This is a genomic window from Halopiger aswanensis, assembly GCF_003610195.1.
In the GTDB taxonomy this organism is placed as follows: Archaea; Halobacteriota; Halobacteria; order Halobacteriales; family Natrialbaceae; genus Halopiger; species Halopiger aswanensis.
The window spans coordinates 208,159-220,496 of record NZ_RAPO01000002.1 but is presented as its reverse complement, the minus strand read 5'-3'; the positions used below and the strand labels follow the sequence as shown (position 1 = coordinate 220,496).

The 12,338-nt window shown below is 68.7% G+C and carries 12 protein-coding genes; 4 read left to right on the top strand and 8 right to left on the bottom strand.

Annotation, left to right across the window (positions count from 1 at the left end):
- The first annotated feature begins 101 nt into the window (after positions 1–101).
- Positions 102–2,237 (top strand): formate dehydrogenase subunit alpha, encoded by a 2,136-nt coding sequence (fdhF, locus tag ATJ93_RS08210; protein WP_120245218.1) that lies wholly within the window; start codon positions 102–104, stop codon positions 2,235–2,237.
- A gap of 53 nt (positions 2,238–2,290) precedes the next feature.
- On the opposite strand, the gene ATJ93_RS08205 is transcribed toward fdhF, so the two are convergent.
- The 4 genes from ATJ93_RS08205 to ATJ93_RS08190 are packed head-to-tail and all read right to left on the bottom strand — an operon-like array spanning position 2,291 to position 5,627.
- Positions 2,291–2,719: a VOC family protein gene (locus ATJ93_RS08205; RefSeq protein ID WP_120244189.1), complete on the bottom strand. Its 429-nt coding sequence runs from the start codon at positions 2,717–2,719 to the stop codon at positions 2,291–2,293.
- Between the two features lies 1 nt (position 2,720).
- A complete protein-coding gene (locus ATJ93_RS08200) occupies positions 2,721–3,728 on the bottom strand; it encodes an ABC transporter substrate-binding protein (protein WP_120244188.1) in 1,008 nt (335 codons plus the stop codon).
- On the bottom strand, positions 3,725–4,720 hold the full coding sequence (locus ATJ93_RS08195; RefSeq protein ID WP_120244187.1) for an ABC transporter substrate-binding protein: 996 nt from the start codon (positions 4,718–4,720) through the stop codon (positions 3,725–3,727). Before ATJ93_RS08195 ends, ATJ93_RS08200 begins: the two co-directional genes overlap by 4 nt.
- Positions 4,721–4,724: 4 nt before the next feature.
- Positions 4,725–5,627: an ABC transporter substrate-binding protein gene (locus ATJ93_RS08190; RefSeq protein ID WP_120244186.1), complete on the bottom strand. Its 903-nt coding sequence runs from the start codon at positions 5,625–5,627 to the stop codon at positions 4,725–4,727.
- A 145-nt stretch (positions 5,628–5,772) separates the two neighbouring features.
- On the opposite strand from ATJ93_RS08190, the gene ATJ93_RS08185 reads away from it, so the two are divergent.
- Complete coding sequence (locus tag ATJ93_RS08185) at positions 5,773–6,111, top strand: cupin domain-containing protein (RefSeq protein WP_120244185.1); 339 nt, start codon at positions 5,773–5,775, stop codon at positions 6,109–6,111.
- Between the two features lie 12 nt (positions 6,112–6,123).
- On the opposite strand, the gene ATJ93_RS08180 is transcribed toward ATJ93_RS08185, so the two are convergent.
- On the bottom strand, positions 6,124–7,086 hold the full coding sequence (locus tag ATJ93_RS08180; RefSeq protein WP_120244184.1) for a hypothetical protein: 963 nt from the start codon (positions 7,084–7,086) through the stop codon (positions 6,124–6,126).
- Positions 7,087–7,335: 249 nt separating this feature from the next.
- Here ATJ93_RS08180 and ATJ93_RS08175 point away from each other — a divergent pair, with 249 nt between their 5' ends.
- Positions 7,336–8,493, top strand: a complete 1,158-nt coding sequence (locus ATJ93_RS08175) for an ABC transporter substrate-binding protein (protein ID WP_120244183.1) — start codon at positions 7,336–7,338, stop codon at positions 8,491–8,493.
- Between the two features lie 22 nt (positions 8,494–8,515).
- Positions 8,516–9,343: an ABC transporter permease gene (locus ATJ93_RS08170; RefSeq protein WP_120244182.1), complete on the top strand. Its 828-nt coding sequence runs from the start codon at positions 8,516–8,518 to the stop codon at positions 9,341–9,343.
- 23 nt (positions 9,344–9,366) lie between these two features.
- Here the strand turns inward: ATJ93_RS08170 and ATJ93_RS08165 are convergent, their stop codons facing one another.
- Genes ATJ93_RS08165 through ATJ93_RS08155 form a run of 3 tightly spaced genes read right to left on the bottom strand, consistent with a single transcriptional unit; the run spans position 9,367 to position 12,330 of the window.
- Positions 9,367–10,215 carry an ABC transporter permease gene (locus ATJ93_RS08165; RefSeq protein WP_120244181.1) on the bottom strand — a complete coding sequence of 283 codons (849 nt, stop codon included), beginning with the start codon at positions 10,213–10,215 and terminating at the stop codon, positions 9,367–9,369.
- Entirely contained in the window at positions 10,208–10,975 is a 768-nt protein-coding gene (locus ATJ93_RS08160; RefSeq protein WP_120244180.1) for an ABC transporter ATP-binding protein, read from the bottom strand. The genes ATJ93_RS08165 and ATJ93_RS08160 overlap by 8 nt, the downstream gene beginning before the upstream one ends.
- The gene (locus ATJ93_RS08155; protein WP_120244179.1) at positions 10,972–12,330 is read right to left on the bottom strand and encodes an ABC transporter substrate-binding protein; all 1,359 of its coding nucleotides are present in this window, start codon (positions 12,328–12,330) and stop codon (positions 10,972–10,974) included. The genes ATJ93_RS08160 and ATJ93_RS08155 overlap by 4 nt, the downstream gene beginning before the upstream one ends.
- Between the last annotated feature and the right edge of the window lie 8 nt (positions 12,331–12,338).

Here is a 12,338-nt window from a genome sequence, read left to right as displayed (position 1 = left end):
GCAGCCGCGCATATTCGTGATAAGTGTTAGAAAGACTCATGGACGTCGACGTAGTCACCGTTCGTGACGCGATTCGACCGCAAACCGCGGAGGCGACACCAATGTCCAGCGACAACCAAGACACTGTCAAGACGATCTGTCCGTACTGCGGCGTCGGCTGTGGAATCCAGGTACGGCAGGGTGAGGAACCGGGCGACGTACAGTTCATGCCCTGGGGCGAGGCCCCGGTCAACGAGGGTCGGGTCTGTATCAAGGGCGGCGCGGCGACCGAGGTCGTCGACCACGAGGATCGGTTGACCGACCCGCTCATCAAGGAAGACGGCGAGTTCCGCGAAGCCACCTGGGAGGAGTGTTTCGAGTACATCGTCGACGAACTCGAGCGCATCCGCGAGTCGTACGGGTCGGACGCGACGGGCTTTTTCGGCTCCTCGAAGACGATGAACGAGGAGAACTACCTCCTCCAGAAACTCGCCCGCCGGTACGGGACGAACAACGTCGACAACTGCACCCGAATGTGCCACGCCTCGACGGTCTGGGCGCTGCGGACCAGCCTCGGCGCGGGCGCGATGACCAACAGCATGCGCGACCTCCGTGAGGAGTGCGACCTGTTCTGGATCCAAGGGGCGAATCCGGGCGAACAACACCCCATCGCGAACAGCCAGTACTTCCGCCAGGCCGTGCTGGACGGCGCGACCGTCATCCAGGTCGACCCTCACGCCAACAAGACGACCCGCTCGTTCCAGATCGACGACACCGACCGCCACCAGCACCTGCAACTGAATCCGGGGACCGACATCCCCCTACTCAATATCGTCCTCAAGACGATCCTGGAGCACCACGAGGAGCATCCGGAGGACGGCTGGATCGACGAGGAGTTCGTCGAGGCCCGCACGGAGGGGTTCGACCACCTGCAGGAGACTCTCGAGGACTTCGACAAGGAAGCCGCCGCCGAGGAGTGTGGCCTCCCGCTCGAGGACATCGAACTGGCCGCGAAGAAGTACGCCGAGGCCGACAACGCGGCCATCTTCACCGGCATGGGGATGAGCCAGCACGCCTGCGGCGTCGACAACGTGCAAAACGAGATCAACCTGGCGCTGATCACCGGCAACCTCGGCCGGCCCGGCACGGGCGTCAACCCGCTGCGCGGCCAGAACAACGTCCAGGGGACCTGCGACGTCGGCGCGATGCCGAACGTCCTCCCGGGCTACCAACTGGTCGACGACGACGAGGCGCGCACGCGCGTCGAGGACGTCTGGGGCTTCGAGGTTCCCGACGAGCCGGGGCTGACGAACGTCGAGATCTCCCACCAGTTCGGCGAGGCGGTCAAGGGACTGTACGTGATGGGCGAGAACCCCATCATGTCCGAGCCGGACGCGAATCAGGTCGCCGAGCGGATCCAGGATCTCGAGTTCATGGTGGTCCAGGACATCTTCATGACCGAAACCGCGAAGTACGCCGACGTCGTCCTCCCGGCGACGACCTGGGCTGAGCGCAGCGGGACCGTCACCAACACCGACCGCCGCGTCCAGCGCATGCGCGGCGTCGGAAAGGTCCACGAGAACACGAAGCACGACCTCGAGATCCTCTCGGAGGTCGGCACCCGCCTGTTCGACGAGGGGTTCGACTTCGACGACCCCGAGGACGTCTTCGAGGAACTCCGGCAGGTCTGTCCGATCTACCACGGGATGACCTACGACCTGCTCGGCGAGGAGGGGCTGCACTGGCCCTGCTACCAGCCCGGCGACGAGGGCGACCCGTTCCTCTACGAGCACGAGTTCGACACCGAGAGCGGCAAGGGCCACATCGAGGGCGTCAGCCACCAGCCGCCCCGGGAGACCCCCGACGACGAGTACCCGCTGATCTTGACCACGGCGCGGCTCGAGGAGCACTACAACACCGGGACGATGAGCCGCCGGTCGCCGACGCTCAACCGGCAGACGCCGGAGAACTTCGTCGACGTCCACCCGGCGGACGCCGAACGGTACGGGATCGAAGACGGCGAGAAAGTCCGCCTCAAGTCGCGCCGCGGCGAGATCACCGTCGAAGCGCAGGTCACCGAGGACACCAAGGAGGGCGTGGTCTGGACGACGCCGCACTTCGCGGCCGCCTCGGCGAACCGGCTCACGAACGACGTGCTCGACGAGCGATCGAAGATTCCCGAGTACAAGGCCGCGGCCGCGGAGATCGAGGTCGGCCTCGAGCCGGCGGCGGACGCCGAGGGGGTCGCCGACGACTGAAGCCGTCGGCAGCCGCTCGTTCCGGTCGCCAGCCGCTCGTTCCGGTCGCCAGTTTATTCGACGTCGTCGTGGGTCAGCAGCGGCCGCTCGCGCTCGTCTGCCGGCGAATCGTACGTGACGACCTCGAGCAGGTTGCCGTCCGGATCCAGGAAGTAGAACCCCTCGAACTCGTCCCAGTCGTAGGGTCCCTGCTTGGGGAACTGGCCGTCCAGCTCGTCCAGCAGCGCCTCGTACTGCGCTCGATCGGTCTCGAACGCGAGGTGGGCCTTGTCCAACGGGTGCTCGAGGCCGCGTTCGTCCCACCCCTCGGCACGGCCGGTCTCGGCCAGCGTGACGACGGTGTCGCCGACCTGAAACATCGCGTGCTCACCGACGAAATCGGACGGCGGCCGGCGAACCTCGAGCCCCAGCACGTCGCGGTAGAAGGCGTAGCAGGCCTCGAGGTCGTCGACGTCGACGTTGATGTGATCGACGGCCCGCATACTAGTCGTCCACCCGGTCCGCGTAGTTCGCGAGGACCGGCTCGTCCGTTTCGGCGAACTCGTTCGTCCACGCCGCGTCCGGATCGATCGCCCCCTCGAGCAGGTCGGTCTCCGAAAGCGTTCGCCCGAGTCGGCGCCACCGCTGCCCGTCGTGGGTCCCCCACCCGCGGCGGCGGACGACCTCGGTGAACTGCAACTCGGTTGCGGCCGTCTCGAACTTCCGGCGCTCGACGTCTCTGGTGCGCTCGAGCGTCGCATTACGCGAGACGAGCACGTCGATCGCCGCCTCGGGGTCGCTGGTTGCCGCCTCCCACCCTCGCGCCGTCCCGCGGAGGAACGACCGAACCGTCTCGGGGTTCGCCTCGGCGAACGCGGGCTCGGTGACGATCGTCATGCCGTAGACGCCGAGAGCGTCGCCGATCGGGAGTTCGTCGGCAGTCCGGTCGTGCTCGCGCTCGAGTTCGTAGCCGTTGGTCACGACGCCGACCGCCGCGTCCACCTCGCCCTCGAGCACCTTGTGCTGGACGCGGTGGTGCGTGTGGTCGTCAACGTCGAGCAGTTCGATCTCGTCGCGGATCCCGGCGTCCTCGAGCAGTTGTGCCGCCAGGATGCGCGTCTTCGTCGCCGACGGCGCGATCGTGCACCCGGCGAGTTGGGCTGGCTCCTCGAGGGGCTCGCCGAAGGTATCCCGCAGCGTGTAGACCGCGGCCGGGGTCGTTCCGGTGACCGCGGCGACCGCCAGCGGCTCGAGGCCCCGGCTCTGTACGGAGAGGACGGCGCTCGCACCGGCGAGCGCGAACTCCGCCCGACCCTTGGCGGCCTGTTCGGCGGCGAACGGCGAGCCGTGGCCCTCGACGAACCGCACCTCGAGGCCCTCGTCCGCGTAGAAGCCCCGTTCGCGCGCGAGGAAGTACGGCGCCTGGAAACCGTTGGGCTCCCAGTTGAGTTGGAAGTCGACGGTCGTTCGCGTCTCGGTCGCGTCCGCCGGTTCCGTCGCGTTCGACGTCATTGCGAGGGCGCCACCTCCGTTCGGAACACGTCCTCGGGAATGTGGTCGACGCCGAGCGCCTCGGGGCCGGCGACCTCGAGCAGGTGGCCGAACAGTTGCTCCATCGCCGCAATCGTCTCCTCGTCCCAGTCGGTGACGACCATCTCGCGCCAGCCGTCGCGGATGCCGCGGACGACGGCGGGGTCGTCCTCGTACATCATTCGTTCGCCGAGTTCGTCCCAGCAGTCATCGTCGGTCCGCAGTCGTTCGACGGCGTCCGCGTAGGCTCGTTTGAACCCCTCGACGGCGTCGGGCCGCTCGGCGAGGTAGTCCTCGCTCGTGAGGAACGTCGAGATCGGCAGCGTCTCGTCGGCCCCCGAGAGGCGCTGGACGAGTTCGGACATCGGCAGCGCCTCGCGGTAGGGCCCGGTCTCGACGATCTCGGGGACGATCTGCCAGAACTGGAGCGCGGCGTCGACCTCGCCCTCGCGCAGCATCCGGGTGAGTTCGACCTTCGAACCCGACTCGACCGACGTCGCCTCGTCCTCGGGATCGAAGTCGTGGTATTCCCGGCAGGCGGCGCGGGTGAGGATCCAGTTCTTGTCGAGGCGGCGGACGACGCCGACGCGGCAGTTGCGGAGGTCCGTCAGACCCTCGATCTCGGAGTCCTCGGGGACCACGAGTCCGCCCACTGTTCGCCCGTAGGGGTGGAAGGCCACGATCGGCGCGCCGCCGACCCGCTCGCGGGCCGTCGAGATGTAGTCGATGTCGATCAGGTCCGCGTCCCCCTCGTGGAGCTTCGCCTCGACGGTCTCGAGGCCGTTCTCGAGTTCGTCCGAGACGAGTTCGACGTCGAGGTGGAAGTCGTGGTCGCGGTCGAAGCCGAACCGCTTGATCGTGTACAGCAGGTAGCGCGGACTGCCGTTGTGTTCGAACCGCGCTCGCATCACCGGCAGGTCGCCGGGGTCGTCGTGGTGCTCGTCGAGCGCGGCCTGTTGGGTGTCGATGTCCATGGGTTTAGTCGAGCGGCGGGGGCGCGACGATCGTCTCGATCTCCGCGCTATCGTCGATTAGTTCGCGGTTCTGCATCCACTCGAGTTGACCCGCGAGGTCGTCTACGGCCGCGATTTCCGGCGTCTCATACGTCGGCACCGTCACGGACTCGCGGAGGTCCTCGAGGTCGACGTCTTCGAAAAGGTCGGGCGCGACCGTGGCATCCTTCTCGAGCATCTCGAGGTACTGGTCGCGGAACGCGTCGGGGTTCCCGTTGATCGTCTCGACGGCGCGCTCGTAGGCCCGCATGAACGCCTCGAGAGTGTCGCCCTCGAGTCCTTCGGCGCCGACGACGCCGATGTGGTTCGGAAACTCGAGGAGGCGCTCGAACCCCAGCCGGTCGGCCAGCGTGCTGTGGGGGTCGAGCAGCGTCGCGGCGTCGACCTCGCCGTCCCGAAGTGCTCGCAGCCGATCGGTCGGCATCCCGTAGTGCTCGAGTTCGACGTCCCCCGGAGGCAGGTGCTCCTCGAGCGCGCGCATCGCGGTGTACTCCTGGCCCGTCCGCTGGTTGACGGCGACGGGAACGTTCGCGAGGTCCGCGGGCGACTCGAAGTCCGATTGCGGTCGGACGTGGAGCGTGTACGGTAGGTCGGCGAACGCACCGTGGGCGACGATTCGACCGTCCTCGAGCGACCACGTGCGTCGGAGGCTTTCCCACTTGCAGACCGGATAGATATCGACGTCGTCGTCGCCGGTTAGCGTCCATTCTGCGGGGATGTACTTCCGGTCGACCTGCCGTCGGTCGCGCTCCAGCAACTCGACGTCCAACCCCTCATCGGCGAAGTAGCCGCGTTCGGCCGCGACCCGCTGTGGCAGCATGAACGAGAACGGGAGGTGAAACACCCGCACCGTGTCACTGTGTAACATGCACTACTGGTGACGAGAAGGCGGCCAATAAAACGTTTCTAGGAAACGTTTATACGAGTCTTCGTGGAGAAAATACAGTCATTCCAGTTCGGAATAAGCTTCACGTAGCGAACTCTCGTCAATGCGTGTCGTGGTGAGTGGTTTCATGGAACACAGACGGACCGTAGACGCTACCCTCGAGGAGGTTGCGGACGGCGTCTACCTCGGCGATCTCTCGACGGGCGACCGCGCGAGCATGAAGTACTGGCGGGTCGAACCCGGGGCGACGCTACCCAGTCACCGACACGAGCACGAGCAGATCGGCTACGTGCTCCGGGGGACGCTGACGGCGATCGTCGATGACGGCGAGATCGTCCTCGAGGAAGGAGACGCCTACCGATTCCCGAGCAACGAGCGCCACGGCGCCGAAAACCGGAGCGACGAGCCCGCTGTCGGTCTCGGGGTGCTCTCTCCGCCGCGGACGGAGCCGGAGTGGCGCGAGTAACGGTCGCGACCCTCAGTCGGCGTCTGCGGCGTCAGCAGCGTCCGCGGCGTCGCGGTGCTCCCGCTCCGACGTCGCCACCCACTCGAGCAGCGGGTCGTCCTCGGGGGCGGCGACCGTGACGATCGGTCGGCCGCAGTCCTCACAGGTGACCTCGAGGCCGATCTGGGTCCGCCGACAGCAGTGTTCGAGGCGGTCCCGAGTCGCGGTCAGCCGGCCGTCACAGGGCGGCGCGGGACACCGCTCGCGGAGCAGTCGGAGCCCGGTGAGGACATCCTGACGGTCGTCCACTTCGAGATCGGCCCACCCCTCGAGCCGATTGCGGAGTTCGCGGTCGGCGGCGATATCGGCCGCCAGCGCCGCAGCGGACTCCCATCGGCGGCGCCGCGATCCCTCGAGTTCGAAGGTGGTCTCGCCGCGCTGGCGGACAGCGTCGGGCTCGAGGTTGACAAACTCCGCGACGGCCGTCGCGTCGGGCGTCCGTTCGGCGGTCGGATCGGTCCCGCGTTGCCCGGCGGATTTGGCTGATTCTCCGGGTCCAAACCGCTCGAGGCGGTCGTCCCACCGCCGTCGAAACTGAGGAGTGAGCCGGATCGCCTCCGTCGACGACCGGCTGGACGCGCCGCGCGCGACGACGTCCGCCGCCACGAGCGCCTCGAGTGCGTCCTCGAGGTCGGCTGTCTCGACCGTCGGCCGTTCGTCGGACGCCTTCCCGAACGCCCGAAGGACGCGCTCGGGCAGGTACCGCTGCGTGAGCGTGGGCGTACCAGGAATCAAATACCCTCGTATGGCGATGATCGCGAGACAGCACCCGAACGCGAGCACGCCGGCGAGCGGCGAGGCGACGGCGATCCCCACGGCGATCGCGAACGCGATCGCGACGTTCGCGACCGTACAGGGCAGACAGCGGTTCTCGCCCGTGTATTCGGGCTGTCGGAGCCGCTCGAGCGCGTCGAATCGGTCGATCACGGGCACCACTACCGGTTGCTTCACCGTGCCGCCCCAAAAATCGAACCCGCGGTGCCGTCAGCGTGCCGACCGCGTCACGGGGCACCACGGGGGTCGGTCGCGTTTGTAAATCGTTCGCCCTGTCCGTGCAGCGAGCGGCGGAACCCGATTCCCGAGATATCACCGAAGCAGACCGTCATACGGTGCAGACCCGACCTCTTAACCATTAATACAAATCCTTTATCCCGACCTCCGTGGACGCTCTCGGTGTGACATCTCATGCCACGATTTCGCCACACGCGCCGTCGGTTCCTCGCGGTGACGGGAGCGGCGGCAGTAGCCGGTTGTCTCGGGGGTGATGCGGACGGTGAGGGGAACGGAGGCGGGGGCGGAAACGGAAACGCCAGCGCGTCGGCCGACGGGGCTGGGACCGAGAGCGACGAGGCCGAAGACGAACCCGCCGACGCCGACGGCACCGAGCCCGAGGTAACCGACGTCACGCTGTTGCTCAACTGGCAGATAAACGGCCTCCACGCACCCTACGTCGCGGCCCACGAGGAGGGGTTCTACGACGAGGAAGGGTTCGAGAGCGTCGACATCGAGAGCGGCGACGGCTCCGACTTCGCCGCCAACCAGGCCGGCCTCGGCAACGTCGAGTTCGCCGTCTCGAGCCCCGATCAGCTCCTCAACGTCAACAGCCGCGGCCTCTCGCCCCAGTGCGTCGGCGTCGTCATGCAGCGCAACCCCAACGTCGTCTTCGCCACCCGCGACGGGTTCGGCGAGCTCACCGACCCCGCGCAGCTCGAGGGGGCGACGGTTGGCAGCGGCCCGGGAATGGTCCGGCAGATGACGCAGGCCTACCTCGAGCACCACGGCGTTCTCGAAGCCGTCGAGTACGTCGATTCGGGCTTCGACACGGTCCAGCAGCTGCTGTCGGGCGAGATCGACGCCGCGGGCGGCGTGTTCGGCGACGTCGTCGACGCCGAGCACCAGGACGCCGAGGTCGACGTGCTGTCGATCCACGAGGCGATCCCCTCCTACGGGCACCTGATCGCCACCGACGAGGGGTTCGCAGCGAACAACGGAGCCACCGTCCGCGCGTTCCTCCGGGCGACCGCGCGAGGTGCCGTCTGGGCGACGCAGAATCCCGAGGCGGCGATCGACCACCTCGTCGCGGCCCAGCCGGAACTCGAGGAAGTCAGGGAGAACCAACGCGACAAGTGGGACCGAATGCACGCCGAGTACATGCGCTCGGACGCCGTCGCCGAGCACGGGTGGGGCTGGAGCGAGTCCGAGCCGTGGCAGGCGACCTACGAGACGCTCGCGGACGGCGACGTGCTCGAGGGCGAGGTCGATCCGGAGACGGTGTGGACGAACGACTATCTCGACGCGGAGGCGGAGTCCATCGGGGACTACGCCGAATCGACCGACTCGTAGCGAGGGGAGATCGACAGAACCGATGAGCGACGGACGGGCCGATCACCATCGACAGCAGGTTCGGACGGCGACAGCGACGCGATCGGGCGTCGTTCGCGACGGACTCGTCATCGTCGGCCGGCGGGTCCTGCCGCCGGCGATCGTCCTCGCAGTTCTACTCGCCGCGTGGCACGCCGCCGTCGTCGCCGCCGAGCTTCCGACGCTCATCCTGCCGTCGCCGCGCGACGTCGCGCTGGCGCTGCTCGAGACGTATCCGACGCTGCTCGGCGACGCGATCGTGACGGGGACGACCGCCGCGCTCGGTCTGGCCACCGGCGGACTCGTCGGCCTCGTCCTCGCCTTCGCGATGACGCACTCGCGGACGGCGACCCGCACCCTGCTGCCCTACGTCGTCGCCCTGCGGATCGCGCCGGTGATCGCGGTCGCGCCGCTGCTGTTCCTCTGGCTGGGGCGGGGGATCCCGGCTCGAGCGGCGCTGGTCGCCACGCTGACGACGTTTCCGGTGACGATCGCCGCGCTGGACGGGCTGCGGGAGACCCCCGACGCCTACCTCGACCTCGCCGAGTCGGTGGGCGCGTCGCGACTCGAGACGTTCCTGTTCGTCCGCGTCCCCGCAGCGGCCCCGAGCGTCGTCGCCGGGTTCAAGATCGCGAGCGCGCTCTCCGTGGTCGGAACCGTCGTCGCCGAGTTCGTCACCCTGCGGGCCGGCCTCGGCGCCCGCGTCTTCGAGACGGCGACCTACCTCGAGACGGCCGAGACCTACGCCGCGCTGGTCGTCCTCTCGGGACTCGGGATCGGGTTCTATCTGGTGCCGGTGGCGATCGAGCGGTTGTGCTGGGCGGAGGCGTAAGCGTGGGTTACTCGAGCGGGCACTCACCGCCGGTCCATCGCCTCGAGTCCGAGCCGTCGCCGGATACCGCGCTGGACGAGCACGACCGATCCGTACAGCGCCAGCCCGAGCGCGAGCAGCACCGACAGCGCGGCGAGCATGACCTCGGGCCGGACGTTCTCCGACCCCATCAACACGAGAAAGCCCAATCCGTCGTCCGCGATCACCCACTCGCCGACCACGGCGCCGACGACCGCGAGCGTCACCGACTGCTTGAGCCCCGCGAAGACGTCCGGCAGCGCGTACGGCAGGTCGACGTAGACGATCCGCTCGAGCGCGCCGGCATCGACCGAGCGCAGCAGTTCGCGGTGTTCGGTCGGCGCCCGGTCGAGGCCCGCCGCCGTGTTCAGGACCAACGGGAAAAACGCGATGAGCGCGACGAAGACGATCGCCGTCTGCGTCCCCGTTCCGAGGTAGATCAACAGCAGCGGCGCGACGGCGATCTTCGGCAGCACGCGCACGGCCACGAGGTAGGGGTAAACGGCGGTCCGAACCCACGGCAGGTACGCGACCAGTACCGCCAGCAGGAAGCCGGTCGCGATCCCGACGCTGCCGCCGTAGACGACCTTCTCGAGCGTCGAGAGCGCGTTCTGCGCGTACAGTTCGGGGTTGCCGAGCAACTGGGCTGCAACTGCGGTCGGCGACGGGAGGATGAACGAGGGGACGGTCCCGGCGGCGGTGACGGCCCACCAGCACAGCATGCCGACCGCGAGCGCGGCCGTCGGCGCGAGGACATCGAGCGCCGCGTGACGCTGGCCGGTACCGGCTCCCGGCTCGAGAGACGCCGGCCGGTCCGTTCGGTCGGTCGCGGGCTCGCTTCCAGTCTCAGTCATCGCTTGCTCTCGCCTCCGTGTCGTAGCTCTCGTGGAGCGTCTCCCGGACCTTTGCGACCTGCTCCTGGAACGCCTGCGTGCCGAAGACCGACGCGTCGCGAGGTTCCGGGAGGTCGATCTCGAACGCCGCCTCGAGTCGGCCGGGACGGTCGCACATGACGAGACAGCGGTCGGCCAGAAACACCGCCTCGGGGACGCTGTGGGTGACGAACACGACGGTCTTGCGCTCGCGGCGCCAGAGGTCCCGAATCTCGACGCCGAGTTCGTCGCGCGTGATCTCGTCGAGTTCGCCGAACGGCTCGTCCATCAGGAGGACGTCGGCGCCGAGGTGCAGCGCCCGCGCGATCGCGACCCGCTGTCGCATCCCGCCGGAGAGTTCGGCCGGCCGCGCGTCCTCGAACCCCTCGAGGCCCATCGAGCGGAGCAAGGCCCGCGCGTCGGCTTCGTTCGGCGGCTGGTCGGCCAGTTTTCGCAGGAAGGTGACGTTCTCGAGGGCCGTCTTCCACGGAAAGAGGGTGTGGCGCTGGAAGACGAACCCGAGGTCGGCCCCGGCCTGCGCGGCGGCGGGCGAGCGGCCGTCGATCCGGACGCGGCCCGTCGTCGGCTCCTGCAGGCCGCCGATCGTCCGCAGCAGCGTCGTCTTGCCGCAACCCGAGGGGCCGACGACGGTGACGAACTCGCCCTCGTCGATCGTCAGATCGACGTCCGCGACGGCGGTGAACTCGTCGAAGGTGACGGTGACGTTCTCGAGGTCGATCATGGGTCGGCCAGGAGTTCTGCCTGCGTCAGCGCGGTTCGGAGCCGGTCCCACATCGCTTCTCGCTGCCACCCCCAGCCGTGTTCGGTGACGGCGTCGCTGCCGCCGAACTCCGCGGCGGCTTCGTCGAACTCGGCCTCGATCCGGTCCGCGGACTCGCCGTCGTCATCGCGGTGCTCGTCAGGGCGGCCCTCGTCGCGGCGCGCAACGATTCGCTCGGCCGCCGGTCCCGCATCTCGACACGCTGTGGCCCACCCGGCAGTAGTTCCCGCGAGCATCCCGTGGAGCGCCGGCCGTTGCTCCGCGAGCGCTTCCCGGCGGACGACGAGCGTCGGGCCGTAGAGCGGGAAGTGATCAGCCAGCGGGAGGACATCGACGCGCTCGCCCCGCTGCTCGAGCGCGCGGGGATCTGAAAACGAGCCGGTGACGACGTCCGCGTCGCCGCGGCGGAGCGCATCCCGTTCCTCGCCGTTCGTGTCGACGATTTGGACGCCCTCACCCAGCGCCGTCTGCGAGAGGAAGAGCCGGCCCAAGAGTCGGGTCTCGGAACTGGGCGGCATCCCGACGCGTTTCCCCTCGAGTTGGGCGACGCTCCGGAACGGTTCGCCGAAGACGTCTCGAAGGGTGTAGAGGACGGTCATCGCCCGCTGGTAGCAGACCGCGATCGGGACGACCGATTCGGCGGCGGCACGCGCGCGAACGACCGTCGCCGCGCCGGCGATAGCGATGTCGGCCGCACCCGCTCGGACGCGCTCGAGGGCCCGCCGCGAGCCGTCGCAGTGGTCGACCCGAAGGTCGATGCCGAAGGTTTCGTACCAGCCAGCCTCGAGCGCGGCGTAGATCGGCGCGTGGAGGGCGTTCGGCCGCCAGTTGACGGCGAGCGTGACGGGGGTGGGATCGTCGGCGTCAGTGCCGTCCGCGTCGGAGTGTTCCGATCCGTCCGGACTCTCCGTACCGTCCCCGTTCACCCCGTCCGCCGCGCCAGTCGCGTGACACGCCTCGGCCTGCTCGAGCAGCGCCTGCCCGTGGCGGTCGTAGACGCGCCGGACGGTCGACTCGACGCCGGCGGTCGGCTGCCAGGCCGTCTGGGGGCGGCCCGGCGCCGCGTCGTCACCCCGAAGGGACGACCGCTCGAGGAGGTCCAGCGCCTCGAGGCGCGCGGTCGCGTCGCTGATCGCCGGGCGGTTGCAGCCGGTGCCGATCCGAAGGTGAACGGTCGTTGCCGGCTCGGACTCGCGGTCGGCCCGCAACAGCAGGTACGCGAGGACTCGAGCCGGGGTACGGCCGAGGCCGGTCGCGAGCCGCGTGACGAGGCGCTCGTCCGCGTCGTCGAGCACCCAGAACGAGCGCGCGTGCATGGGTCGCG

What these genes read in the sequence shown, in the direction of transcription:
- fdhF (WP_120245218.1), top strand. Translation starts at nt 102, where the DNA reads ATGTCCAGCGACAACCAAGACACTGTCAAGACGATCTGTCCGTACTGC.
- ATJ93_RS08205 (WP_120244189.1), bottom strand. Translation starts at nt 2,719, where the DNA reads ATGCGGGCCGTCGATCACATCAACGTCGACGTCGACGACCTCGAGGCC.
- ATJ93_RS08200 (WP_120244188.1), bottom strand. Translation starts at nt 3,728, where the DNA reads ATGACGTCGAACGCGACGGAACCGGCGGACGCGACCGAGACGCGAACG.
- ATJ93_RS08195 (WP_120244187.1), bottom strand. Translation starts at nt 4,720, where the DNA reads ATGGACATCGACACCCAACAGGCCGCGCTCGACGAGCACCACGACGAC.
- ATJ93_RS08190 (WP_120244186.1), bottom strand. Translation starts at nt 5,627, where the DNA reads ATGTTACACAGTGACACGGTGCGGGTGTTTCACCTCCCGTTCTCGTTC.
- ATJ93_RS08185 (WP_120244185.1), top strand. Translation starts at nt 5,773, where the DNA reads ATGGAACACAGACGGACCGTAGACGCTACCCTCGAGGAGGTTGCGGAC.
- ATJ93_RS08175 (WP_120244183.1), top strand. Translation starts at nt 7,336, where the DNA reads ATGCCACGATTTCGCCACACGCGCCGTCGGTTCCTCGCGGTGACGGGA.
- ATJ93_RS08170 (WP_120244182.1), top strand. Translation starts at nt 8,516, where the DNA reads ATGAGCGACGGACGGGCCGATCACCATCGACAGCAGGTTCGGACGGCG.
- ATJ93_RS08165 (WP_120244181.1), bottom strand. Translation starts at nt 10,215, where the DNA reads ATGACTGAGACTGGAAGCGAGCCCGCGACCGACCGAACGGACCGGCCG.
- ATJ93_RS08160 (WP_120244180.1), bottom strand. Translation starts at nt 10,975, where the DNA reads ATGATCGACCTCGAGAACGTCACCGTCACCTTCGACGAGTTCACCGCC.
- ATJ93_RS08155 (WP_120244179.1), bottom strand. Translation starts at nt 12,330, where the DNA reads ATGCACGCGCGCTCGTTCTGGGTGCTCGACGACGCGGACGAGCGCCTC.